The organism is Burkholderia sp. Se-20378 (assembly GCF_017104665.1).
GTDB lineage: Bacteria > Pseudomonadota > Gammaproteobacteria > Burkholderiales > Burkholderiaceae > Burkholderia > Burkholderia lata.
Window position 1 is genome coordinate 1 of the sequence record NZ_JAAGPG010000090.1, and the last position, 22,508, is coordinate 22,508.

The 22,508-nt window shown below is 65.7% G+C and carries 25 protein-coding genes and 1 pseudogene; 11 read left to right on the forward strand and 15 right to left on the reverse strand.

Features of this window, described 5'->3' with window-relative positions; genetic code table 11:
* Positions 1–357, reverse strand: a 357-nt coding sequence (locus G3N93_RS12750) for a hypothetical protein (RefSeq protein ID WP_206133150.1), incomplete at its 3' end; no start/stop codon positions are given.
* A 363-nt stretch (positions 358–720) separates the two neighbouring features.
* On the opposite strand from G3N93_RS12750, the pseudogene G3N93_RS12755 reads away from it, so the two are divergent.
* The 4 genes and pseudogenes from G3N93_RS12755 to G3N93_RS12770 all read left to right on the forward strand — a co-directional run.
* Positions 721–2,012, forward strand: a pseudogene (locus tag G3N93_RS12755) (glycine betaine/L-proline ABC transporter ATP-binding protein); the annotation flags it as partial.
* A complete protein-coding gene (gene choW, locus G3N93_RS12760; protein ID WP_174936231.1) occupies positions 2,005–2,901 on the forward strand; it encodes a choline ABC transporter permease subunit in 897 nt (298 codons plus the stop codon). The pseudogene G3N93_RS12755 and the gene choW, both read left to right, overlap by 8 nt.
* 105 nt (positions 2,902–3,006) lie before the next feature.
* Entirely contained in the window at positions 3,007–4,005 is a 999-nt protein-coding gene (locus G3N93_RS12765) for a GlxA family transcriptional regulator (RefSeq protein ID WP_206133151.1), read from the forward strand.
* 98 nt (positions 4,006–4,103) lie between these two features.
* A complete protein-coding gene (locus tag G3N93_RS12770; protein ID WP_174936234.1) occupies positions 4,104–5,051 on the forward strand; it encodes a choline ABC transporter substrate-binding protein in 948 nt (315 codons plus the stop codon).
* A 131-nt stretch (positions 5,052–5,182) separates the two neighbouring features.
* Here the strand turns inward: G3N93_RS12770 and G3N93_RS12775 are convergent, their stop codons facing one another.
* From G3N93_RS12775 to G3N93_RS12785, 4 genes are all read right to left on the reverse strand, one after another.
* Positions 5,183–6,601, reverse strand: a complete 1,419-nt coding sequence (locus G3N93_RS12775; protein ID WP_206133152.1) for a M48 family metallopeptidase — start codon at positions 6,599–6,601, stop codon at positions 5,183–5,185.
* 141 nt (positions 6,602–6,742) lie between these two features.
* Positions 6,743–7,747 (reverse strand): leucyl aminopeptidase, encoded by a 1,005-nt coding sequence (locus G3N93_RS12780; protein WP_206123070.1) that lies wholly within the window; start codon positions 7,745–7,747, stop codon positions 6,743–6,745.
* Positions 7,748–7,777: 30 nt separating this feature from the next.
* Complete coding sequence (locus G3N93_RS42025) at positions 7,778–7,906, reverse strand: hypothetical protein (protein WP_021163990.1); 129 nt, start codon at positions 7,904–7,906, stop codon at positions 7,778–7,780.
* 339 nt (positions 7,907–8,245) lie between these two features.
* A complete protein-coding gene (locus G3N93_RS12785; protein WP_206123071.1) occupies positions 8,246–8,671 on the reverse strand; it encodes a PACE efflux transporter in 426 nt (141 codons plus the stop codon).
* A 147-nt stretch (positions 8,672–8,818) separates the two neighbouring features.
* On the opposite strand from G3N93_RS12785, the gene G3N93_RS12790 reads away from it, so the two are divergent.
* Positions 8,819–9,742 carry a LysR substrate-binding domain-containing protein gene (locus tag G3N93_RS12790; RefSeq protein ID WP_206133153.1) on the forward strand — a complete coding sequence of 308 codons (924 nt, stop codon included), beginning with the start codon at positions 8,819–8,821 and terminating at the stop codon, positions 9,740–9,742.
* A gap of 52 nt (positions 9,743–9,794) precedes the next feature.
* Here G3N93_RS12790 and G3N93_RS12795 read toward each other — a convergent pair whose 3' ends face one another.
* The 3 genes from G3N93_RS12795 to G3N93_RS12805 all read right to left on the reverse strand — a co-directional run bounded on the left by G3N93_RS12795 (position 9,795) and on the right by G3N93_RS12805 (position 12,141).
* On the reverse strand, positions 9,795–10,523 hold the full coding sequence (locus G3N93_RS12795; protein ID WP_206133154.1) for a hypothetical protein: 729 nt from the start codon (positions 10,521–10,523) through the stop codon (positions 9,795–9,797).
* Positions 10,524–10,655: 132 nt separating this feature from the next.
* Positions 10,656–11,804 carry an exo-alpha-sialidase gene (locus G3N93_RS12800; RefSeq protein WP_206133155.1) on the reverse strand — a complete coding sequence of 383 codons (1,149 nt, stop codon included), beginning with the start codon at positions 11,802–11,804 and terminating at the stop codon, positions 10,656–10,658.
* A 67-nt stretch (positions 11,805–11,871) separates the two neighbouring features.
* Complete coding sequence (locus tag G3N93_RS12805; RefSeq protein WP_011354075.1) at positions 11,872–12,141, reverse strand: MoaD/ThiS family protein; 270 nt, start codon at positions 12,139–12,141, stop codon at positions 11,872–11,874.
* Between the two features lie 219 nt (positions 12,142–12,360).
* Between G3N93_RS12805 and G3N93_RS12810 the strand changes: the two genes are divergently transcribed.
* On the forward strand, positions 12,361–12,744 hold the full coding sequence (locus G3N93_RS12810) for an ASCH domain-containing protein (protein ID WP_241026532.1): 384 nt from the start codon (positions 12,361–12,363) through the stop codon (positions 12,742–12,744).
* Positions 12,745–12,842: 98 nt separating this feature from the next.
* Here G3N93_RS12810 and G3N93_RS12815 read toward each other — a convergent pair whose 3' ends face one another.
* A complete protein-coding gene (locus G3N93_RS12815; RefSeq protein ID WP_206133156.1) occupies positions 12,843–13,532 on the reverse strand; it encodes an aspartyl/asparaginyl beta-hydroxylase domain-containing protein in 690 nt (229 codons plus the stop codon).
* 243 nt (positions 13,533–13,775) lie between these two features.
* Between G3N93_RS12815 and G3N93_RS12820 the strand changes: the two genes are divergently transcribed.
* The gene (locus G3N93_RS12820) at positions 13,776–14,120 is read left to right on the forward strand and encodes a DUF4148 domain-containing protein (protein WP_206133157.1); all 345 of its coding nucleotides are present in this window, start codon (positions 13,776–13,778) and stop codon (positions 14,118–14,120) included.
* 80 nt (positions 14,121–14,200) lie between these two features.
* Positions 14,201–14,476, forward strand: a complete 276-nt coding sequence (locus G3N93_RS12825) for a DUF4148 domain-containing protein (protein ID WP_206133163.1) — start codon at positions 14,201–14,203, stop codon at positions 14,474–14,476.
* Between the two features lie 267 nt (positions 14,477–14,743).
* On the opposite strand, the gene G3N93_RS12830 is transcribed toward G3N93_RS12825, so the two are convergent.
* Positions 14,744–15,283 carry a cytochrome b gene (locus G3N93_RS12830; protein WP_206133158.1) on the reverse strand — a complete coding sequence of 180 codons (540 nt, stop codon included), beginning with the start codon at positions 15,281–15,283 and terminating at the stop codon, positions 14,744–14,746.
* A 189-nt stretch (positions 15,284–15,472) separates the two neighbouring features.
* Here G3N93_RS12830 and G3N93_RS12835 point away from each other — a divergent pair, with 189 nt between their 5' ends.
* The 3 genes from G3N93_RS12835 (at position 15,473) to G3N93_RS12845 (ending at position 18,140) form a co-directional block, all read left to right on the forward strand.
* On the forward strand, positions 15,473–15,823 hold the full coding sequence (locus tag G3N93_RS12835) for a hypothetical protein (protein WP_206133159.1): 351 nt from the start codon (positions 15,473–15,475) through the stop codon (positions 15,821–15,823).
* A 62-nt stretch (positions 15,824–15,885) separates the two neighbouring features.
* A complete protein-coding gene (gene hpnI / locus G3N93_RS12840; RefSeq protein ID WP_206133160.1) occupies positions 15,886–17,055 on the forward strand; it encodes a bacteriohopanetetrol glucosamine biosynthesis glycosyltransferase HpnI in 1,170 nt (389 codons plus the stop codon).
* Entirely contained in the window at positions 17,052–18,140 is a 1,089-nt protein-coding gene (locus tag G3N93_RS12845) for a lysylphosphatidylglycerol synthase domain-containing protein (RefSeq protein ID WP_174936263.1), read from the forward strand. Before hpnI ends, G3N93_RS12845 begins: the two co-directional genes overlap by 4 nt.
* A gap of 48 nt (positions 18,141–18,188) precedes the next feature.
* Here G3N93_RS12845 and denD read toward each other — a convergent pair whose 3' ends face one another.
* The 5 genes from denD to G3N93_RS12870 form a co-directional block, all read right to left on the reverse strand.
* Positions 18,189–19,160 (reverse strand): D-erythronate dehydrogenase, encoded by a 972-nt coding sequence (gene denD, locus G3N93_RS12850; RefSeq protein WP_206133161.1) that lies wholly within the window; start codon positions 19,158–19,160, stop codon positions 18,189–18,191.
* Between the two features lie 28 nt (positions 19,161–19,188).
* Positions 19,189–19,965, reverse strand: coding sequence for a 2-oxo-tetronate isomerase (gene otnI, locus G3N93_RS12855; protein WP_174936267.1), 777 nt, complete (start codon positions 19,963–19,965; stop codon positions 19,189–19,191).
* An 80-nt stretch (positions 19,966–20,045) separates the two neighbouring features.
* A complete protein-coding gene (locus G3N93_RS12860) occupies positions 20,046–21,371 on the reverse strand; it encodes an MFS transporter (RefSeq protein WP_174936268.1) in 1,326 nt (441 codons plus the stop codon).
* Positions 21,372–21,483: 112 nt separating this feature from the next.
* Positions 21,484–22,122, reverse strand: coding sequence for an aldolase (locus tag G3N93_RS12865; RefSeq protein ID WP_206133162.1), 639 nt, complete (start codon positions 22,120–22,122; stop codon positions 21,484–21,486).
* Positions 22,119–22,508 (reverse strand): nucleotide-binding domain containing protein (locus G3N93_RS12870; RefSeq protein ID WP_277396539.1); only part of this gene is annotated, 390 nt, incomplete at its 5' end. The genes G3N93_RS12870 and G3N93_RS12865, both read right to left, overlap by 4 nt.

Below are 22,508 nucleotides of genomic sequence, written 5' to 3' on the forward strand. Positions count from 1 at the left end.
TTTCCGCTGGCGTGCGACGCGCTCGGCCAGCGGAACCGGCGGCTGGGCGGGCGGCGCCTGCATCGCGACCGTGTCCGGTGTTGCGCCCTTGGCTTTGCGCTTGCGCTGTTGCAGCGTGTTGTCGAGGCAGAACCCGATCGCGGCGCCGAGCACTGCGCCGGTGATGGCGGAGAAATCCCCGATCAATGCGGCAATCCCGCCCACGATGAAGCCGATTGCGGTAAAAGCCCAGTTCATCTCGCCTTGCTCCCTCTCTCGTATCGTTATCGGCCTGCGATCGGATGTTTGCCGATCGAGGCGGTATCGGCATGGCCGGCAGGCGAACCGGCATGCGCTGCTGACCACGGTGGCCGCCATGGCGGCCTGCGTCGCAATCAGCCTGTTGGCGGGGAATGTATCACAGCGGCTGTTGCGGATTTTCCGGGTTGGCGCGGTATCGCGGCGTGCACCGTCCGGTGTCGCCGCGCGGCTTTTTGCACGGTCATGCTTTTTACTGGTGGATGCGCTGCGCTTTCGTCTGAGCAGAGCGACGCGTGATCGGACGTGAAATTGTCGTAAAGCGACGCGTGCCCGATGCGAATTGGCGCAAAGCGCGGCGCGAAATGCGCTGCGCTGCTGCGCACAAGTCCGGCGCGCGATGCCCGCCGTTGTTGGCCGTGCGCGTATTGCGCCGCCGCAATCGGGTGCCGCCGCGTGCCGCGGCCCGCCCGGCGGGGCTGGAGGCCGTGTCGTATTTGCGCAAGCGTTTGTCGTAATTCGTCGGCAGGTCGGGGTTTTTTCTGGCAACTATGTAGGCACGCTATGACAAGCGCGAGTCCCCGCTACACGAGGAGAAGGTTTCGATGGATGCCCCCAAGGTCGTGGTCGAAGGTCTGTGCAAGGTGTTTGGAAGCAACCCGCAGCAGGCGCTCGACATGCTCGCCGCCGGCGCGACGAAAGACGATGTGCTCAAGCGCACCGGTCAGGTCGTCGGCGTGCACAACGTCTCCTTCGATGTGCAGGAAGGCGAAATTTTCGTGCTGATGGGCCTGTCCGGCTCCGGCAAGTCGACGCTGATCCGCCTCGTGAACCGGCTGGTCGATCCAAGCGCCGGCAAGGTGATGATCGACGGGCTCGACGTCGCGTCGGCGCGCCGCTCGGCGCTGACCGCGCTGCGCCGCAAGGACATGAGCATGGTGTTCCAGTCGTTCGCGCTGATGCCGCATCGCTCCGTGGTGTCGAATGCCGCATTCGGCCTCGAAGTCGCGGGCGTCAGCAAGAAGGAACGCGAGCGCCGCGCGATGGAAGTGCTCGAGCAGGTCGGCCTCGCACCGTTCTCGCAGAAGCTGCCGTCCGAGCTGTCGGGCGGGATGCAGCAGCGCGTCGGCCTCGCCCGCGCGCTGGCCGTGAACCCGTCGCTGATGATCATGGACGAGGCGTTCTCCGCACTCGATCCGCTCAAGCGCCGCGAAATGCAGGATGTGCTGCTGCAACTGCAGAAGGAGCAGCGCCGCACGATCATGTTCGTGTCGCACGATCTGGAAGAGGCGCTGCGCATCGGCAACCGCATCGCGATCATGGAAGGCGGCCGGCTCGTGCAGGTCGGTACGCCGCAGGACATCATCGCGAACCCGGCCGACGATTACGTGCGCGCGTTCTTCGACGGCATCGACACCAGCCGCTACCTGACGGCTGGCGACCTGATGCAGACGGGCGCCGTGCCGATCGTATCGAAGTGCGATGCCGCGAACGTCGCGGCGACGCTGAACGGCAGTGCCGACTATGCATTCGTGCTCGATGCGCAACGCAAGATCCGCGGCTTCGTCACGCGCGATGCGATCGGTCAGGCGACGCCGTCCGTGAGCCCGATCGAATCCATCCGCCGCGATGCGTCGCTCGAACATGTCGTCGCGCGTGTGGTCGCGAGCCCGAATGCACTGCCGGTCGTCGACGACGACGGCTGCTACTGCGGCTCGGTCGATCGTGCGCTCATCCTGAAGGCCATCACGCGTTCGCGAGGTTCCCATGTCTGAAATGATTCCGCTCGGTACCTGGGTCGACCAGTCCGTTCACTACCTGCTCGACCACGACGCCAAGACGTTCGACACGATCGGCCAGGCGATCGAGGGGCTCGCGGCATTCGTCGAGCACGGCCTGCAGGCGATCCCGATGTGGATGATGATGGCCATCTTCATCGGCGTCGGGCTGTGGCGGGTGGGCTGGCGTTTCGCGCTGTTCACCACCGCGTCGCTGCTGCTGATCTTCGCGACGGGCTTCTGGGACCAGACGGTCATCACGCTCGGCCTCACGCTGTCGTCGACGATCATCAGCCTCGTGCTCGGCATCCCGCTCGGCATCTGGGCCGCGAAGAGCAAGTGGGTCGCCGCGATCGTGCGCCCGATCCTCGACCTGATGCAGACGATGCCCGCGTTCGTCTACCTGATTCCGGCTGCGATGCTGTTCGGTCTCGGCCGCGTGCCGGGGATCCTGTCGACGGTGATCTTCGCGATGCCGCCTGCGGTGCGCCTGACGAGCCTCGGTATCCGCCACGTGAATCGCGAGATCGTCGAAGCCGGCCAGGCCTTCGGCTGCACGCCGTGGCAGCTGCTGTACAAGGTGCAGTTCCCGAATGCGCTGCCGTCGATCATGCAGGGCGTGAACCAGACGATCATGATGGCGCTGTCGATGGTGATCATCGCGTCGATGGTCGGCGCGGGCGGCCTCGGCAACGACGTGCTCGCCAGTATCCAGCGCCTCGACATCGGCCTCGGTTTCGAAAGCGGCTTGTCGGTCGTGCTGCTCGCGATCATTCTCGACCGCATCACCGAAAGCTTCGGCCGTGCGCCGGGCACCGTGAAGGCGCCGCTGTTCTCGGGCCTCAAGCAGCTGTTTCGCATGAAGGCCGCACCCGCACAGGCCTGACCTCCGGCGGCCGGAACCCCCGGCCGCTCACCCAGAATGAATAACGGCTTCCGCGGCTAGCGCCGCGGGGCTGGCCCCCTGCAACCTCCTCGCCAGGAGACCGATGTGACGTCCGCCGTCGCTGTCGCGCCCGCCGCCTGCGTTTCACCGGTTTCGTCCCTCGCCCATTTCGGCTTCCTGACGCTGCCGAACTTCTCCATGATCGCGTTCTCGAGCGCGGTCGAAGTGCTTCGGATGGCGAACTACGTCGGTCGCGCCGACCACTACCAGTGGTCGATCTACTCGCTCGACGGCAGTCCGGTGCACGCCAGCAACGGCATCGCGGTACGGCCTACGCAGGCGCTCGACTACACGAACCTGCCCGACGTGATGATCGTATGCGGCGGCATCCGCATCCGCGACGTGGTCGACGAGGGCGCACGCGATACGCTTGCGTCGCTCGCCGAACGTGGTCTGCCGCTCGGCGGCATCTGCACGGGCGCGTATGCGCTGATGTCGAGCGGGCTGCTCGACGGCTATCGCTGCACCGTGCACTGGGAGAACCTGTCCGCGCTGCATTCCGAATTTCCGCAGGTCGGTTTCGCCGACGAGCTGTTCGTCGTCGACCGCGACCGGCTGACCTGCACCGGCGGCACCGCGCCGCTCGACCTGATGCTGAACCTCGTCGGGATGCGGTTCGGCCAGCAGCTGGCCGCGCAGGTGTCCGAGCAGTTCATCCTCGAGCGCATCCGCAGCTCGACCGATACGCAGCCGATTCCGGTCGATGCACGCGTCGGCTTCTCGCGCGCGGAGCTGATCGAGGTCGTGCGGCTGATGGAGGCGAACATCGAGGAGCCGCTGTCGCGCGAGGAGCTCGCGCGGCTCGTGCGGTTGTCGCAGCGGCATCTGCAGCGCATGTTCAAGGTGTACCTGAACGTGTCGCCGACCCACTATTACCTGACGCTGCGCCTGAAGCGCGCGCGTGACCTGCTGCGCACGACCGACGCATCGATCGCGCGCGTGACGACGGTCTGCGGTTTTCATTCGCCCTGCCATTTCAGCAAGGCCTACCGTGCGCAGTTCGGCCACGCGCCGAGCTACGAGCGCCGGTTGCCGGGGCGCTGACCGAACCTATGGTCCGCGACGCCGCCGGGATCGCGGCGCGCGGCTTCAATAAACGATCCCGCATTCAAGCAAACGACATCACTTTGAGGAGAAGCAAGATGAAGCGCCTATTGATCGCAGCGGTGTGCGGGATCGGGATAACCGCGCCGATGTCGGCCGTGTATGCGGCCGATCCGCCCGTGTGCAAGAACGTGCGCTTCGCGGACGTCGGCTGGTCCGACATCGCGGCGACCACGGGCCTCGCGTCGACGATGCTGCAGGGGCTCGGCTACAGCCCGACGAAGACGATCGCGTCGGTGCCGATCACGTTCGCCGGCATCAAGAGCAAGCAGATCGACGTGTTCCTCGGCTACTGGTCGCCGACGATGGACCCGATCATCCAGCCGTTCACGAAGGCCGGCCAGATCAAGGTGCTGTCGACGCCGAACCTGACCGGTGCGAAATACACGCTCGCGGTGCCCGACTACGTGTACCAGGGCGGCCTGAAGTCGTTCGCGGATATTCAAAAGTACGCGGACAAGCTGAACGGCAAGATCTACGGGATCGAACCGGGCAACGACGGCAACCTGCTGATCAAGAAGATGATCGACGGCAACCAGTTCGGCCTCGGCAAGTTCAAGATGGTCGAGTCGAGCGAGGCCGGGATGCTGGTCGAGGTCAATCGCGCGATCCGCGACAAGCAGTGGATCGTGTTCCTCGGCTGGGAACCGCATCCGATGAACGTGCAGATGAAGATCGACTACCTGACCGGCGGCGACGACGTGTTCGGCCCGAACTACGGCGAAGCGAAGGTGCTGACGGCGACGCCGCCCGACTACTCGCAGCGCTGCCCGAACGTCGCGAAGTTCGTGTCGAACCTGCAGTTCACGACGTCGATCGAGAACCACGTGATGATGCCGATCATGAACAAGGAAGATCCGAACAAGGCGGCGGCCGAGTGGCTGAAGGCGAACCCGCAGGCGCTCGACAAGTGGCTCGCGGGCGTGACGACGCTCGACGGCAAGCCGGGCCTGCCGGCGGTGAAGGCTTATCTCGGCGTGCATTGAACGACGTGATGGAGCGATCGTCGGGTCTGCACGCGACTTGACGGACTGGCGCCCCCTCCGTCTCGGGACGATCCCGGGATGCAGGGGGCGTCGGCGTGTTTGTCCGGCCTGTTCGGACGGAACGGTTCGAGTCAGGCAACGGCATGCATGAGCCACGCCTGGATGCTTCGAACCACATCGCTCCAGTCACCTTCCCGGGTTTGCCGCAAAGCGGTCGCCTGCCCGATCCACGGGCTCGTGCTTCCGTCGACCCCCCAACGCCAATCGCCACAGGTGTGGGTCGGTACACAGGTCCGCATGCCCATCATAGTCGCCAGATTGGCTACGCCTGAATCGACCGCGACCACGGCGTCCAGTTGAGCCATGCATGCCGCCGTGTCGCCAAAATCCCGGATCACAGGCTGGTAGTGACTGACATTGCCGGCCGGCGTGCCTGCGAGCGCCGCGGCAGCGGGATGATGCAGATTCACGAAATGCACGCATTCCGCCATGGCAGGGTGCTCCACGATCTCGTTGATCGCATCGAGCGGCAGGCTGCGGCGGCTGGCCCAGCATCTGACGATGGCGCCTTTTTCGGGCCAGTGTCGTTGAACGCAATCCCAAAACAGTCCGATCAGCTGCTTCCCCGGATGCTTGTCGCGTAGTTGCGCGGCCCATTCGGCAGCGATCCGCTGCTTCTGCGGCGGCACCTGGATATAGGGCGTGAACCATGGGTCCGACACGCGCGTTTGCCGGGCTTTCAGCATGGGCAAATGGAGCAGTGTTGCATGCAGGTCCGGCGCGAACCCTTCTGCCAATGATTGCAGTTCGCGGGGCAATGGGGCATGAAACTGCGGCGGATTGGGTGCGGCGACGACCTCGCAATGCGGCAGCGACGCCTGCATCAGCGCATGGTTCTGCGGATGGCAGGTGAGCATGACGTGCGCGCCTGCCGCCAGCCAATCGGGCACGCAGGCTGCCAGGAGAAAGTTGTCGCCGAATCCGTGTTCATGCGTGATCAGGACACGCTTGCCGCGTACATCCGATTCACCGTCCCAGGTCGGGATGTCGATCGGGCGGTAGTTGGCGGACAGGCGGGGAACGTCATTGCGCATTCGCCAATAGGCGAAGCCGCGCGGGTCGCCGGCCTTGAGCATCGCCTCGCCCATCGCGAATCCGATCGATGCGGTCATCTCGGCATGGCCGGATTCGGCCATTCGAAAGGCTTCGTCGAGCAACCGGATGGCCTGCGCGAGATCGCCGGCCATCATCAGGCTCATGCCCAGTCGCAAGCGGTAGAGTTCGGGGCGCTTGTGCCGCGACGGATCGCGTTTCCATGTATCGGCGGCTTCGACATACCGGCCCAGCAGGTAGAGCGCATCGGCACGTCGTGCCATGAAAACGGCGTCGTGCGGATCGAGCGCCAGCGCGCGGTCGGCCCAGGGAAGCATGTCTTCCTCGCGCCTGAGCGCAGTCAGCAATTCGCAGATGCGATGCAGAAGCGCGGGATCATGCGAAGCGCCTGCGTATTGCGTCTGCGCGACATGCAGTTGCTGTTCGAGGTCGACCATGACGATTCGGCTCTGGTGTGCGCGGCCACCGTGCGGGACAGGCGTAACGTGAACCTGCGCGGGCAGGATGCCGAGGGTGGAAATCGCGAGGCCGGCACCTTGTCGGTGCTTCGATGCCGGCCGTGCCGTCGACGGCGCGCGCTATACGTGGAATGCGCCGTCGAAGATGACGGTGTCGTCGAACCGAATCGTTCCGGACGAAAACACCAGGTCCAGATGATGGCTGCCACGTTCACCGCCGCCGAGGCCGAGGTGCAGCCCGGGATGGCGCTCTTCGAAACTCGCATTGCGTCCGTGCAGCCGGACGTTCAGGTTCGTACCAATCCCGAACTCTTCGACAATCCGGTTTCCTGCACATTTATCCAGATATAACTTGATGTCGTCCTCGAGCTGTCGGTTGGCCGATTCGACGCTGACTACCCGGCCCCGTTCGATCCCGATGTGCAATATCGGGTCGATGACACCGTACTTGATGGCAAAGGGCACCGTGCTCAAGAAGGTGCCGCCGAATACGACGTTGCCGGTCAGGTCGGGCACCCGGGTCGCCACTTCGCCTGGCATCAGGTCATAGTGGTTGCGGCCATCCAGGCTTTTCCAGGTCTGATCGAGCGTTCCGTGCAGCGAGCCGCCCAAGCCATCGTGAAATTGCACGCGTCGAGCGCGTTGCGCTGCCGCAATGATGCGTTCGTTGCGCGCGGCAATGTCGTCGATGCTCTCGGAAAAGGCCTCTTTGAAGAATTCACCGTACTCGCGGAGTAATACCGATTTCTTCCAGTGCTCGGCCATTTTCGGCTTGAGGGGCGGGATGAATGACGGCCCATGCGGATTGATGTCGGAACGTATCGACGAGTCGTACATGAAGATGAACATGTCACATCGGTCGATTTCCCGGATGACCTGCTCGTGATTTTCCGTGTCGAGCTCGACGTAGGTGAATGAATATTCCAGTTTTTCCGGGCAATGCCGAATGATTGATTGCGCGGTATCTTTCTGGCTTTTGTCCGAGCCGACCAGGATATTGGCGCCGGGCGCGTTTCTCTGCATCATGGCTGGATGTCCGCGGACGCACGAAAAGAAATTTTCGACACTTTTTTCCATCACACTCTCCGGGATATCCAGGTTCTGGATCAAAAAATGGCGGATCATTGCGATCCGCCATCATCCGAGGCTGACCGCTTATGCCCACAGAGCGGTTGCGAATGGAATGACTGCGCTGTCTTTCATCATCTCGACCCAATCTTCATGCTGGTCTTCCTGCATCCATTCGATCAGCGGGAGATCCTGCTTTTCCTGATTTTCGTTCATGATGATTTCCTTGTTGAGGAATTGAACTGCGAACATCGCAAATCGCTCTCGAAACTTCGAGAGCGGATTTAGCGATTGAGTCGGCGCGTGCGGTTGCGCTGATTATATGGGGTGGGTGCGGGTGATTATCTTGTGTTAATCGTCAACCTACATTAGCAGTTGAATTTGCGAGGCTGCAATGTAACGTAAACCCTATGGTTGATTTTAACTTTGTGAAGGTAATGGGTTATGAAAGTTTGGCGTAGAAATAATAAATTTTTAATTGGTTTTGAAATCGAAATAAACGCATCGATTGATGTCATTCCCGGCTATCCGATTTCACCGGGTGATGCGCCCGGCTCATTGCTCCTTCGTCGCTGCCGGCACGTCGAACACGCGATCGAACGCCCACTGGAATACGAACGCGTAGCAGAAGAAGAACGCGAACAGCCCGATGTCGACGACGAACGCGTCGAGCCACGAGATGTCGAGCCACCACGCCACGACGGGCACCAGGATGAAGATCAGCCCGCCTTCGAAGCCGGTCGCGTGCAGGATCCGCCGCCCGAGCGTGCGTGTCGGCTGGCGGCGCGATGCTTCCCAGCGCTCGAACAGCGCGTTGAAGATCATGTTCCACAGCAGCGCGATCGCCGACATCGTCGCCGACAGCGCGCCCGAATAGACGAGGTCCTGCTGGAAGATCGCCGCGATCGCGGGCGAGATGCAGGAAATCGCGATCGCTTCGTAGAGCACCGCCTGCGTGATCCTGCGCGGTAGGCCTTGCACGTTGTTTCTCCGGTTCGACGCCATGCGCCGCGGCACCGTGCCGCGACGTCCCGCAAGGCTATCCGCGTTGCATGCCCGCTTCAATTCACCTAATCTCACCCCGATTCAATTGAATTCAACCCGGCCCGATCCGGCCCGCGAGGCCCCGTGTTCTCGAAAATTCCCCTGACTGCATTGCGTGTATTCGAGTCGTCGGCACGGCTTGGCGCGTTCAAGGCTGCCGCGGACGAACTGTCCGTGACGCCGGCCGCCGTGTCGCACCAGATCAAGTCGCTCGAAAGCCGGCTCGGTGTGCTGCTGTTCGAGCGTGGTGCGAGCGGCGTGCGGCTCACGGAAGAAGGCGAACGCCTGTTTCGCGCGAGTCACGATGCACTGCTCGCATTGAGCCGCGGGCTCGACGCGGTGCGGCCCGAAACGACCAGCGAGCGCACGCTCGTGCTGACCACCACGCCCGCGTTTGCCGCGATGTGGCTGATTCCGCGTCTCGGCCGGTTTCGCCGCATCGATCCGCAACTGCACATCAAGGTCGAAACCGGCAATACGCTCGCGGATCTTGAACGCGATGCGCGGATCGATCTCGCGATTCGCGCGACGTCGCGCACGTTTCCGGCGCTGCACGAGATTGCGCTGATCGACGAGTATTTCGGCGCGTATGCGGCCGCCGGGTTCGATGCGCATCGCACGGATGCGCCGCTCGACCTGATCGAGACCGTGTGGGATACGCCGCTGCCGGTGTCGGTCGACTGGGCGTCGTGGTGTCGCGCGGCCGGCCGCGAAGCGTGGCTCGAGCGCGCGGTGTTTCGTCATTACGACGACGAGCATTACGCGCTGCAGGCGGTGCTGCACGGGCAGGGCATCGCGCTGCTCAGCTCGGTGCTGGCGGCCGAGCATGTCGCGCACGGGGCGTTGACGCCGATCGAGCCGTCGGTGCGGATCGAGGGCGCGCGTTTCGTCGCGCTGTGCCGGCCCGGGCGGGAGCGCGAGCCGCAGGTCAGGTCGTTTCTCGACTGGATCGAGGCGGAGATTGCGCAGACGCGGGTGGCGGTGGCGCGGATGGGGGGAAGGGGCTAAGCGGGAACGCATGGCTGCACCACTCGTCAAGTGCGGGTGGATGCTGCCCCAGTCATTTCTCGATTCGTATCGGCTTCGCGAGCTTCGCGTCGCAATGCCAGCTTCGGTCGCGTATCGCCGCGACCTGCGCGACGACCGGGCTGCGCCATGCGTCGGGTAGCTTGCAGGTGCGGCGGACGGCGCGTTTCGCGGGCGTTTCGTCGCCAGGGATCGGCGCGTCGCTGTCGTGCACCTCTCCCGTCAATGCATTGACGCTCGTATGGGATTCGGTGCCGCTGCCGCCGTCGGCCCAGTTGAATTCCCAGCCATCTTCGTCCCATCCCGCGACGATCCATTGGCCGTTGCGTGTCGTTACATGCCATGTTTCGCCCCAGCGCATCGGGCCGCCACCGCCGTTGTTTCGCACGATCAGTGAACCGTGGCTGAGGTCGAGCGGTTGGTAGGGGTCACCCAGTGTGCCGCCGTCGTCCGGCCCCATCGCGATCGCGTCGTTCGTGAGCACGCGCTTGCCGTCGACGAAGATGCGCAGGCGCCGCGGGCCGTCGGGCCGCCCGCGCAGCACGTCGATGCAGGCGGTGACCGGTTGGGGCGAGCCGAACGCGCCGCGGATGCTGTCATCGAGTGTGTAGCCGGTGTCGACTTTGCCGCATGGATCGTCGGTCGTGTTGGTCAGCGCCGCGCCATGTGCGGTGGAGGTGGCCAGGACGGCGAATGCAAGCAGCGCACGCAGGCTGCGCGGTGCAGCGTCGAAACGCTCGGGAAACGACCGGGGAAATCGCATGGCGACAGGGGATGAGAGGCCGGGCGGGCAGTGTAAGCGATTCGGCGGCTGGATCGGGCGGCAGGTGGCGGCGCCGTTTCTCGGAGAGCGGGCCACCGCATGTCGAATCGGCTTCTAGGCCGGAGCGGGCCGTCAACCGAACCGCACGCAATAAACCGGCGGCAAATGCGCAGACACCAACTGCCAGTTTTCCCCGCCATCGTCGGACGTCCATAACCCGCCGGTCGTCGACGCCATCGCGAGGCGCGTGCCGGTGTCATCGATCGCCAGCCCGTGCCGATACACGAGATCGTACGCCGGCGCACTCGGCAACCCGTTCGTGAATTGCTCGAAACTGCGCCCGCCGTCGCGCGTGCGCGTGACGACGAATCGTCCGTTCACCGGAATCCGGCACGCGTCCTTCACGGCCGGCACGAACCACGCGGTGTCCGGTTCGTGCGGGTGCACGGCCACCGCGAAGCCGAAGCTCGAAGGTTGCGCCTCGATCCGCCGCCAGTGTTCGGCGCCGTCGGTCGAGCGGAAGATCGCGCAGTGATGCTGCGTCCACAGCACGTCCGGGTTGGCCGCGCACTGCACGACGCGGTGCGGGTCCTGCATGTTTGGTTCGCCGCGCCGCTCGGGCGGCATGTAGTCGGCCTCCATGCCGTCGGCAGTCACACGCCACGTTGCGCCGCCGTCGGCGGTCTGCCAGACGCCGCCGCACGAGATGCCGACCGTCACGTGCCGGCTGTCACGCGGATCGACCATCACCGAATGGATGCCCGGCGCATCGTATCCGCCGCCGCCCCATTCGGCGCGCTCCGGGCGATCCCACAATGCCCGGTTGAGCACCCACGAACTGCCGCCGTCGTCGGAGCGGAACAGCCCGCCGGGAATCGTGCCGGCCCACAGCACGCCTGGCTCGTCGGCGCCGCCTGCTTCGAGCGACCAGATCTGCTGGAGCGTCCACGGCGGCTGCGGCGGGCCGGGGGGCGCGTCGTCGGCGTCGGCGGTGCCGGCATTCACGCCGGCGCTGGCGGGTGGGGCGTCGGCGGGTTGCGGCGGATAGACGGGCACCGCGCATTCTTCCCAGTCGGCGGCACCGGCGCGCTGGCGGTGCAGCTTGACGCCGAAATGGCCGAGGTTCAGTGCGGCATACAGCGTGCCGTCGCGCGGGTCGGCGAGCGCCATGCTGACCGGCTCGCCGGCGAAGTGCGGCTCACAGAGCGTCCAGCCGCCGTGGCGGTCAGTCTGCAGGACGAACAGGCCCTTGCGGGTGGCGACGAGCAGTCGATCGTTCATGTGCGATGTCTCCTGTTGGCCCGACCTGACGCTTGGGTGCGCGGTCGGTGCTTGTGCATACGTCCCCTTATCCGCCCGTCAGCGCCTGCACGACATAGACCCGGCTGGCGTCGCCGAGCACGTCGGACAGATGTTGCCGGTCGCGTATCGGATGGCCGTCGATGAATACCGACAGGTGTTTGCGCAGCGCACCCTGGTCGTCGAGGATGTAGCCGCGCAGCCGCGGCTGCTCGCTGAAAACGGTGTCGAATGCTTCGCCGACCGAGTGGGCGTCGATGTCGCGCTCGGGCGTTTCGATATGCCGCTGGATCGAGGCGGCGAAGAAGAGGTGCGCCATGGCGGTGGCTGGCAGGAGCCGCGCGGAGGGGACGGTCTGTAGTTTAGGCGATTCGTCAGGGGCGGAACGCCGGCATCGCGTAGTCGCGGTGCGCCGGCGGGTCCGATCCGGCCCGGTCGACACGTTCTGGCGAATCGGCAACAATCCTGCCCGAACCGTCATCGCATGCCGGATTCGGCGCGCCGCGCCGATCGACGGTCGCACGCTCTCCACTTGCCGATGAAGGAAATACTTGCCATGCCGCGATCCGCGCTGTCGATCGTCAAACCCGCCGTCGACGATATCGTCGCGGGCCGGAAGCAGGTCGAAATCCGGTCGTGGGCGCCGCCGGCCATCCCGTTGCGTGATCTCGTGCTGGTGCAGAACACGATCTTCCTGCGACAGGACGGGCAGGAGGACCCTGACGGCATCGCGCTCGCGTGGGTTGACGTCGTGGGCGTACACGACTGGACGCCTGATGAAGCCCGCGCGCAAGGCAAGCAATGGTGCGCCGGATACGTGTGCTGGGAGCTGACGAATGTGCGGGCGATCGACCCGCCTTTCCGGTGTGTCGCCAGGCGCGGCATCTATGCGTTGGACGACGAATCCGGCAAGGTGTCCTGATGATTGCGTCCGCATCCTGAGTGCGTTGTGCGCCTTCCCGACACAAGGGCGGGCATTCGCGAAACGATGGGTCACCCGGCGCATGCCGGCCACGCGCGCTAAACCGGAATCGATCGCCCGCGCATCCGGATCCCGAGCCGCACGACGCCGATCACCGCATTCGACAGCCACGTGAGCAGGCGCGGCATCCCGCGCCGGCGGATATCGAGCAGCAGCACGATTCGCACGGCGTTGCTGTCGTTCCACACCTCGTGCATGAACGTGTCGTCCCACAGCAGGAAACGCCCTTCCTCGAGCCGGTATTCGCGGCCGTCGACCTTCAGTACGGCGGCCGGCGTGCCATCCGCGCGCTTCGGCATCGACAGCACGAGATAGCCGCGCAGGATGCCGCGAAACGGACCGCGATGCGGTGGAATGTGCTTGCCGGGCGCGAGGAACGACAGCGATGCGGACAGCACGTCCGGCGATGCCGCGACGATCGATGCAACGGTCGGGCAGCGTGACAGGTTGCGCGGAAACGGCTGGCCGTACGCCTGCATGATGAACATCCGCCAGTCGCGTGCGTCGTTGGCCGAGATGTCGTACTGCTCGCGCATGATCTCGTGAAAACGCGGGATGCGCGACATGTCGCGCGCCACAGCGAATGCCTCGGCCTGGATGTCGGTCCACGCACGGACGAAACGCTCGGCGTCGGGAAACACGGCTGTATCGAGCACCGCGCCGCCGTCGATATGGCGGTCGTACAGCGTGCGCAGCAGGCCGGCTGCATAGTCGTAAGCGACGGACATGATCGATCGAAGGGCGATCCGTAAGGGGTGACATCAGTCTGCCCGAAGCGCGGCGGGCGCTGCGTTACGTCAGGTTACGCCGGCTGACGAAAGAATGACAGTTTCATGAACGTCCGCGCCAGGCGCTCCCGGCGCCGGAGAAGCCGCGTGATTCGCGCTGTGCGACGCGCGGGAATAAACGCACGCGCTCCGTCGTCATACGGGTGTAGCACGTCGTCTCGATGACTTCTCAAGGAGTGGAACATGAACACGCATTGGCTGGTGGCCGCCGCGGTGGCGGCGATTTCTCTCGCGGGTATCGCGACGCAAGCGTCGGCCCAGGAACTGACGCGCGCGCAGGTCAGGCAGGAACTGATCGACGCCGAAAACAACGGGCTGCGCTTCGTGACCGATACGTCGTATCCGGACGTGAGCCCGCTGTTCCAGCGGCAGGCCGAACAGATGCCGGAGCATCAGGCCAGCACGGCGGTCGGCAGCGATCCGGCCGCGTCATCCGAAGCGGGCAGGCCGGCGACGATGTCGCCGCGCCAGGGGCCTGCCGCATGCGTTGGCCCCGCGAGCTTCTGCGCGATCTATTTCGGAAGCTGACGCAGCCGCCTGCATTCGCAGGTCAGGCATCCAGGGCATTCAACAAGGTTGATCGTTACGGAACATTGAAGGAGTTCATGATGAAAACATATATCGCAGTACTGATGATGATCGGTGCGATCGTCGGTCAGTCGGCCTTTGCGCAATCGGCTGCGCCGCTGACGCGCGCACAGGTTCGCGACGAATTGGTCCGCCTGGAAGCAGCCGGGTACGACCCGGCAAAGGGAGACGAAGGCGAGTATCCGGCGGACATCCAGGCGGCGGAAGCGAAGCTTGCCGAGCAGGACCGGGCCCGGATGGCGGCCGCCGCCGCGCACGCACCGGCCTCCGGTATGCCGGCGCAGACCAGCAACTAGGTGTCGATATGGTCCTGTGCGACTTCAGGCCGTCGTGTTCGCGGCACGGCAGTCCGGCAGCCCTTCGTGCCGCTCGACGCGGCAGAAGGGCGCCGGCTGCGATGCCCGTCATCGCGCGTCGCTTCGCGCGGCGGCGCGATCATCTCGCCAGCCGCGCGCGATGGGTCGGCAGGCTGATCGCGCGCTGAACCGGAACGACGGCGGTATCGGCCTTGGCGGAAAGCGGATGCCTGCGTGCGATCGCGTGCCCTGCCGCCCGCGTGGCGATCACCAGGGCATCATGCGCTGCACGATCTGATCGCGCAGCACGAAGCGGTGCGCCAGCGCGGCGGCCACGTGCAGGCCAATGCCGACGAACAGTGCCCAGGCGAGGATGCCGTGCACATCGCCCATCGCATGGCCGAATCCGGAGCCGGCCGCCGACAGCGCGGGCAACGGCACGATCCCGAACAGCGTTACGCTCCATGCGCGCGACGACGCGTTGATCCAGCCGAGCAGGGGGACTGCGATCAGCAGCACGTAGAGCGCCAAATGCGTCGCACCCGACAGCGCGCGCATCGCGGGCGGCAGGTCACTCGCGGGCGGACGATGCGTTGCGCGCCACAGCACGCGGCACGCCATCGCCGCGAGCAGCGCGGTGCCCACGAGGAGGTGCGCGGCGATCAGGCCGATGGGCTGCGTATCGCGATGCACGTCGGGCATCGTCCAGCCGATCGCATATTGCGCGACGATCAGCGCGACGATCAGCGCGACGATCAGCCAGTGCAGCCAGCGCGCAACGGTGTCATATCGGGCGGGCGTGGACATGAAGACTCCTGCGGACGACGGGGACGATATCGGTCGGGTGGATTCTACGGTCGCTTTCTTAACGAAACGTTAAGCAGGCGTCGCCACAATCGTTCTCCGCTGGACTTTCGCTGTTCCTGATCCTGACCCACGCGACCTTTCGAATCTTTCGGATCCGTATCGGTCGTCCGCACGGGAGACTCTTTCACCATGGCACCTTCGACGAGCGAGCGATGGCGCGCCTACCTGCAGGTCGCCGCGCTGGCGGGCATGTTCATTCAGTGTTTCGTGCTGGTGTCGTTGCTTGCCTGGCGCGTACCCGAAACATTTTTCACCACGATGACGTTTCGTATCTGGGTCGTCATCGCGGTCGCCACTGCAATCCTTTCGGCCTGCAAGCTTGCCGACGTCGCGTTCCGGGCCGCGGTTGCATGCGGCTACGTGCGCGTGACAGGAATCGATCGCCGCACGGTAGTTGTGTCATCTGAATGCGCGTATCGTCGCTTGGTCGTCCTTCATATCCGGCTCCACGGGAATCGATACGGCGGCGCGTACGGGTGAATCCGCGTGCGCGCGGCGGCTCCCGGGTGTCGTGGTCGTACGGGTCACCACTGGGGAGAAGCATGGTTTTGCTGCATGTGCTGCGCGCGCTGGCCGGGGCAATGTCGATCGTCTGCGGGCTGGGCGTGTTACTGGGCATTGCATACACGCTCACGGCCAGCGTGCTGGTCGGCCGGTTCTTTTCCCGGGCGGCGGCCGAGCCGCGCGATTATCCGGGCGTCACCGTCGCGAAGCCGCTGCATGGCGACGAGTGGCAACTCGTACAGCATCTCGAAAGCTTCTTCGTGCAGAATTATCCGGGGCCGGTTCAGCACCTGTTCGGCGTGCACGATGCGAACGACAAGGCCCTCGCGGCCGTCGAGGCGCTGCGCGCGCGCTACCCTGACGCGAACATCAAGGTCGTCGCCGATGCGCGGCTATACGGGCCAAATCGCAAGATCGCCAATCTCGTGAACATGCTCGAACACGCGGAGTATTCGGTGCTCTGTCTCGCCGACAGCGACGTGCTGGTCGAGCGCGATTATTTGCGCGCTGTCGTCGGCGCACTGCAGCAGCCGGATGTCGGCATCGTGACGAGCGTGTATCGCGGCATCGCATCGCCGGGCTTCTGGCCCGGTGTCGCCGTTGCGATGACGAACTACCATTTCCTGCCGGGCGTCATTACCGGGCTCTTCATCGGGCGCGCGCGGCCATGCTTTGGCCAGACGATTGCGATCACGCGCGCGACGCTCGAACGCATTGGCGGGCTCACGCGTTTCGCGCATCACCTGGCCGAGGATCATGCGCTGGGCGAAGCGGTGCGGCAGGTGGGCGCGCAGGTCGTCATTCCGCCGTTCGTCGTCGGGCATGCATGTGTGGAAGAGACGTTCGCGAAGCTGTACGCACACGAATTGCGCTGGAGCTGCACGATTCGCGCAGCGGACCGGCTCGGTCACGCCGGCTCGGTGCTGATGCACCCGGTGCCGCTCGCGCTGCTGGCGCTGCTGTTCTCCGGCGGCACGACCGCCGCGTGCGGGCTGGCGGCCGCGGCGCTCGCCGCACGGGCGCTGCTGATGCTGAAAGCGAGCCGGGCGACCGGCGCTGGCCTGCGCGGCGCGCTCTGGCTGCCGTTCGTCGATCTCCTGCAGTTCTTCGTGTTCGTGTCGAGCTTCTTCTCGTCGCATGTCGTGTGGCGCGGCACGCGTTTTCGGGTCGACCGGGAAGGCCTGCTGTCGCCCGCGAGCGAATCATGACGACACCGACGAACCCCGACGTGGATGCCGCGCAGCGGAACGCCGCGCGGGGCGACGCACGGCTGCGCCATGTGGGGCAGGTGGCGGCGCTGGGCGGGCTGGCGCTCGCCGTGTGGCTGATCTGGCGTGAGCATCCGCTGGACATCCTGCATCGCCTGCAGATCGCCGGTGCGGGGCTGTTGCTTGCGGCGCTGGCGCACATCCTGCCGATGCTCGCGAATGCGTGGGACTGGCGGATGCTGATTCGCGGCCCGCGCCGGCCGTCGTTCGCGACGATGCTGAAGCTCGTGTGGATCCGCGAATCGATCAACGGGTTGCTGCCGGTCGCGCGGATCGGCGGCGAGATCGTGTCGTTCGGCCTGCTGCGGCAGGCAGGCGTGCGGCCGGCAACCGCCGTCGCCAGTCTCGTCGCCGACATGCAGCTGACGCTGATCAGCCAGCTCGTGTTCGCGCTGGTCGCGATCGGCTACGTGCTCGAGCATGTGTCGTCCGACACTGCGCGGGTGGCCGGCAACCTCGCGATCGGCATGGCCGCGCTGGTGCCGGTGCTGCTGCTGTTCGCGCTGGTGCAGCATGCGCGGCCGTTCGAGCGCGCGATGCGCGTGCTCAACCGTGTCACGAGCGGCAAGGTGGTGGCGCTGGTCGGCGAATCGGCGCGCACCGATCAGTCGATCCGGATGATCTGGAGAAAGACCGGCATCGTCGTGCGTTATCTCGTGATCTGGCAGACGCTGCAGTTCATCGGCTATGCGCTGGAAATCTGGCTCGCGTTGTATTTCCTCGGCGCGGAGCCGACCTTCGCGCAGGCGCTTGCGATCGAGGCGCTGATCCAGCTCGTGAGCAGCATCGCGTTCCTGATGCCGGGCGGGCTTGGCGTGCAGGAAGGCGGGTTCGTGCTGATCGGCGGGCTGCTCGGGTTCGACCCGCCGACCTGTCTTGCGCTGGCCGGCGCCCGCCGTGTGCGCGACCTGCTGTTCTATCTGCCGGGTCTGCTGGCATGGCAGTGGGCGGCCGGTTCGGCGAACCGGCCGGGCGGAACGAAACGCGCGCCGTTGCCCATCGGGGAATCCGCCCGGCCGCATTGATGCCACCGGGCAGCCCGTGCCCGCCACGCGCAGCGGGCGGCGCGGGAATCAGCGTCGTTCGTCGGCGAGATGGCTGCGGATCACGTCCGCGAACGACGTATCGCCCTTCAGCCCGAGTGCTTCCGCGCGCGACGTATCCCAACGGCCCGGCCAGCTGCCGACGATCTTCTCGACACGCTCGTCCGGCACGTGGCGGATCAGCTTCACGACTTCGTCGCCCGCGACCTCGCGCAGCGCCGCGATCATTTCGTCGACCGACACCGACAGGCCGGGCAGGTTGATCACCCGTTTGTTGCCGAGTTTCGCGCTGTCGATCTCGCAGCCCGCGACGAGCGCTTCGATCGCGCCGCGCGGCGACAGCAGCCACAGCCGCGTCGAACCCGGCACCGGGCACACGCTTTCCTCGCCGTTCAGCGGCTCGCGAATGATGCCGCTCGCGAACGACGACGCAGCCGCGTTCGGGCGGCCCGGCCGCACGCTGATCGTCGGCAACCGCAGCACGCGGCCGTCGACGAAGCCGCGCCGCGCGTAGTCGCACAGCAGCAGCTCGGCGATTGCCTTCTCGGCGCCGTACGACGATTGCGGGTTCAGTGCGGTGTCGTCCTGCACGATGTCGGGCAGCGTGCCGCCATAGACCGCGACGGAGCTCGTGAACACGACGCGCGGCCGATGGCCACGCGTACGGCACACTTCGAGCAACGCGCGCGACGCGTCGAGGTTGATCCGCATGCCGAGATCGAAATCGGCCTCGGCCTGCCCGCTGACGATTGCCGCGAGGTGGAAGATCGCGCCGGTGCGCGTGTCGATCGCGCTGTCGAGCACCGCGCGGTCGGCGATGTCGCCGACGATCGACGTCACGCGCGCGTCGCCGAAATCGCTGCCTGCGACGACGTCGAGCAGCACCAGCTCGTCGATCTTCTCGCTGCGGCCGTCGGGGCCAGTCAGTTCGCCGCGCTCGAGCAGCTTGCGCGCGAGACGCTGGCCGAGAAAGCCGGCGCCGCCGGTGATCAGTACTTTCATGTTCTTCACCCTCAAAGGAATACGGGAATTACAGGTACGGCTTGAGCCAGCCGAGGCCTTCCGACGTGCCGGCCTTCGGGCGGTACTCGCAGCCGATCCAGCCGTCGTAGCCGAGCGCGTCGATCAGCGCGAACAGATACGGGTAGTTGAGTTCGCCGATATCCGGCTCGTGGCGCTCGGGCACGCCCGCGATCTGGATATGGCCGATGCCCGCGAAATCGCGCTTGAGCTTCATCGCGAGGTCGCCTTCGACGATCTGGCAGTGGTAGCAGTCGAACTGCACCTTCAGGTTCGGCGCGCCGACTTCCGCGCAGATCGCCTGCGCGTCGTCCTGGCGGCTCAGGAAATAGCCGGGCATGTCGCGCTGGTTGATCGGCTCGATCAGGATCGTGATGCCGTGCGCGGCGGCGGCCTGCGTCGCATGCCGCAGGTTCGCCAGGTAGGTGTCGCGATGGCGTGCCCGGTCGGCGCCCGGCGGCACCATGCCGGCCATCACGTGCAGCTTCTTGTTGCCGAGCACGCGCGCATAGTCGAGCGCCTGGTCGATGCCGCGCCGGAACTCGTCCTCGCGGCCCGGCAGCGATGCGGTGCCGCGTTCGCCCGCGGCCCAGTCGCCGGGCGGCGCGTTGAACAGTGCCTGTTCGAGGTTGTGCGTGTCGAGGCGCGCGCGGATGTCCTCGGCGGCGAAGTCGTACGGGAACAGGTACTCGACGGCCTTGAAGCCGTCGTAGGCGGCAGCGGCGAAACGTTCGAGGAACGCGTGCTCGGTGTACATCATCGAGAGGTTGGCGGCGAAGCGTGGCATGGCAGCGGGTCCTGTGAATGAATGGGGCGGGGCGCACGGCGCCCCGCGTCGAATGGCGGCCGGATCGTTCGTCTGGTGAATCAGCGGTTCACGAGTTTCGCGGGCGTGAGCCACACGGCGATCGCGCCGATCACGAGCATCGCGGCGAGCACGTACATGCCGGACGCCGTGCTGTGCGTGGCGTCCTTCAGGTAGCCGATCACGTACGGGCTCGCGAAACCGGCGAGGTTGCCGACCGAGTTGATGATCGCGATCCCGGCCGCGGCTGCGGAGCCCGCGAGGAACGCGGTCGGCAGCGACCAGAACAGCGGTGCGCAGGTCAGCACGCCGCCCGCCGCGAGCGACAGGAATACGATCGACACCGCCGTATTGTGCGAGTACGACGCGGCGACCGCAAACCCGACCGCACCCATCAGCGCCGGCACGATCAGGTGCCAGCGGCGTTCGCGGCGCTTGTCCGCGCTGTGGCCGAACAGGTTCATCACGACGATCGCGACGAGGAACGGGATCGCCGACAGCAGGCCGATCTGCAGCGTATCGGTGATGCCGGTCGATTTGACGAGCGTCGGCATCCAGAACGTGAGACCGTACTGGCCCGTGACGAACGCGAAGTAGATCAGCGACATCCACCACATGCGCGGGTCCGAGAACACGGCCTTCAGCGAATGGCCGTGCTGCTGCTGTTCCTGCGGCTGCGCGGCGATCTCGTCCTCCAGCAGCTGCTTCTCGCGCTCGTCGAGCCACTTCGCGCTGCGGATGCTGTTGTCGAGATACAGGATCGTCGCGATGCCGATGAGCACGGCCGGCACGGCTTCGATCATGAACATCCATTGCCAGCCGTGGAAGCCCGAGCCGCCGTGGAAGCGCTCCATGATCCAGCCCGACAGCGGGTTGCCGAAGATGCCCGACACGGGGATCGCGGACATGAACACCGCGATGATCTTCGCGCGGCGATGCGACGGGAACCAGTACGTGAGGTACAGGATCACGCCCGGATAGAAGCCGGCTTCCGCGAGGCCGAGCAGGAAGCGCAGCACGTAGAACTGCGTCGGCGTCTGCACGAACGCGAACAGTGCGGACAGCAGCCCCCACGTGATCATGATCCGCGCGATCCAGATGCGTGCGCCGAGGCGGTGCATCAGCAGGTTGCTTGGCAGTTCGAACAGAAAATAGCCAAGAAAGAAAATGCCGGCGCCGAGGCCGAACACGGTTTCGCTGAACGCGAGATCCTGCGACATCTGCAGCTTCGCGAAGCCGACGTTCACGCGGTCGAGATACGCGACCACGTAGCAGAGCATCAGGAACGGCACGATGCGCCAGAACACTTTCTTGTAGGTGCGGTCGAGTTCCGCGGCATGGGCGGGCGCGGCGGGCGAGCGGCCAGCGGCCGCGTCGAGAGCAGTCATCGTCGTCTCCAATGATGTCGTGTGCCGGCGGCGCGTACGTCGCCGGTCGTGTGTGTGCTGACGGAAAGGCCCGCGCACACGGCGGGCATGAGAATCGTTGCGTGACGCGTCGTTACCAGCGCGCGCCGAAGCTGATGCGCAATTCGTCGAGCGCGGCGTCGTCGAGCGGCTCGGGTTTCGGGTGCGTCATCAGCCACAGTCGCGCCGTTTCCTCGAGTTCCTCGAGCGCATACGACGCGTGCGGTACCGACGGCCCCCACATCACCGGGCCGAGGCGCTCGAGCAGCACGCCGCGCACCTGGTCGGCGAGCGCCGCGACCTCGGCCGCGACGGCCGGATCGCCGGGGCGGCGGTAACGGATCAGCGGAATGTGACCGACCTTCATCACGTAGTACGGCGTGATCGGCGGCAGCACGTCGGTGTCACGCCACACGCCCGCGAGCGTCAGCGCGACGAGGTGCGTCGAATGCGTGTGGACGACGCCGTTCGCTTCGGCGTTGCGCGCGTAGATGCCGCGATGCAGCGCCAGCGTCTTCGACGGCTTGCCGCCCGATACGGGCTGGCCGTCGAGGCCGACCTTCGCGATGTCGTTCGGGTCGAGCCGGCCGAGGCATGCGTCGGTCGGCGTGATCAGCCAGCCGTCCGTGAGGCGCGCGCTGATGTTGCCGGCGCTGCCGACCGCGTGGCCGCGCGCATACAGGCTCGCGCCGACCACGCAGATCTCTTCCCGCAGTTTCGCTTCGTCGCTCATCGTGCGGCTCCGTCCAGCGCGCGCAGCGCCTTGTCGAAAAAGTCCGTGGTGCCGAAGTTGCCGGACTTCAGCGCGAGGCCGAGCGGCTGCGCATCGATGGTGGCCGTTGCCGGCACGCCCGGATCGATCTGCGCGCCGATCTGCAGCGACTTCACGTCGAGCGCCTGCACGACCGCGCCGGATGTTTCGCCGCCGGCGACGACGAACTTGCGCACGCCGAGATCACGCAGGCCGCGCGCGATCGCCGCGAGCGTGGCTTCGACGAGATGGCCGGCCGCGTCGACACCGAGTGCCTGCTGCACGGTTTTCACTTCGTCGGGCGTCGCGGTCGCGTAGATCAGCACGGGCTGCGGCAGGTGCGAGCGCGCGAACGCGAGCGCCTGGTC

Excerpts from the sequence above, each read along its gene's own strand:
- G3N93_RS12845 (WP_174936263.1), top strand. The coding sequence starts at position 17,052 with ATGACGACACCGACGAACCCCGACGTGGATGCCGCGCAGCGGAACGCC.
- choW (WP_174936231.1), top strand. The coding sequence starts at position 2,005 with ATGTCTGAAATGATTCCGCTCGGTACCTGGGTCGACCAGTCCGTTCAC.
- denD (WP_206133161.1), bottom strand. The coding sequence starts at position 19,160 with ATGAAAGTACTGATCACCGGCGGCGCCGGCTTTCTCGGCCAGCGTCTC.
- G3N93_RS12770 (WP_174936234.1), top strand. The coding sequence starts at position 4,104 with ATGAAGCGCCTATTGATCGCAGCGGTGTGCGGGATCGGGATAACCGCG.
- G3N93_RS12810 (WP_241026532.1), top strand. The coding sequence starts at position 12,361 with ATGAAGGAAATACTTGCCATGCCGCGATCCGCGCTGTCGATCGTCAAA.
- G3N93_RS12860 (WP_174936268.1), bottom strand. The coding sequence starts at position 21,371 with ATGACTGCTCTCGACGCGGCCGCTGGCCGCTCGCCCGCCGCGCCCGCC.
- G3N93_RS12835 (WP_206133159.1), top strand. The coding sequence starts at position 15,473 with ATGGCACCTTCGACGAGCGAGCGATGGCGCGCCTACCTGCAGGTCGCC.
- G3N93_RS12815 (WP_206133156.1), bottom strand. The coding sequence starts at position 13,532 with ATGTCCGTCGCTTACGACTATGCAGCCGGCCTGCTGCGCACGCTGTAC.
- G3N93_RS12805 (WP_011354075.1), bottom strand. The coding sequence starts at position 12,141 with ATGGCGCACCTCTTCTTCGCCGCCTCGATCCAGCGGCATATCGAAACG.
- G3N93_RS12775 (WP_206133152.1), bottom strand. The coding sequence starts at position 6,601 with ATGGTCGACCTCGAACAGCAACTGCATGTCGCGCAGACGCAATACGCA.
- G3N93_RS42025 (WP_021163990.1), bottom strand. The coding sequence starts at position 7,906 with ATGAACGAAAATCAGGAAAAGCAGGATCTCCCGCTGATCGAATGGATG.
- G3N93_RS12780 (WP_206123070.1), bottom strand. The coding sequence starts at position 7,747 with ATGATCCGCCATTTTTTGATCCAGAACCTGGATATCCCGGAGAGTGTG.
- otnI (WP_174936267.1), bottom strand. The coding sequence starts at position 19,965 with ATGCCACGCTTCGCCGCCAACCTCTCGATGATGTACACCGAGCACGCG.
- G3N93_RS12830 (WP_206133158.1), bottom strand. The coding sequence starts at position 15,283 with ATGTCCACGCCCGCCCGATATGACACCGTTGCGCGCTGGCTGCACTGG.
- G3N93_RS12820 (WP_206133157.1), top strand. The coding sequence starts at position 13,776 with ATGAACACGCATTGGCTGGTGGCCGCCGCGGTGGCGGCGATTTCTCTC.
- G3N93_RS12800 (WP_206133155.1), bottom strand. The coding sequence starts at position 11,804 with ATGAACGATCGACTGCTCGTCGCCACCCGCAAGGGCCTGTTCGTCCTG.
- G3N93_RS12825 (WP_206133163.1), top strand. The coding sequence starts at position 14,201 with ATGAAAACATATATCGCAGTACTGATGATGATCGGTGCGATCGTCGGT.
- hpnI (WP_206133160.1), top strand. The coding sequence starts at position 15,886 with ATGGTTTTGCTGCATGTGCTGCGCGCGCTGGCCGGGGCAATGTCGATC.
- G3N93_RS12795 (WP_206133154.1), bottom strand. The coding sequence starts at position 10,523 with ATGCGATTTCCCCGGTCGTTTCCCGAGCGTTTCGACGCTGCACCGCGC.
- G3N93_RS12865 (WP_206133162.1), bottom strand. The coding sequence starts at position 22,122 with ATGAGCGACGAAGCGAAACTGCGGGAAGAGATCTGCGTGGTCGGCGCG.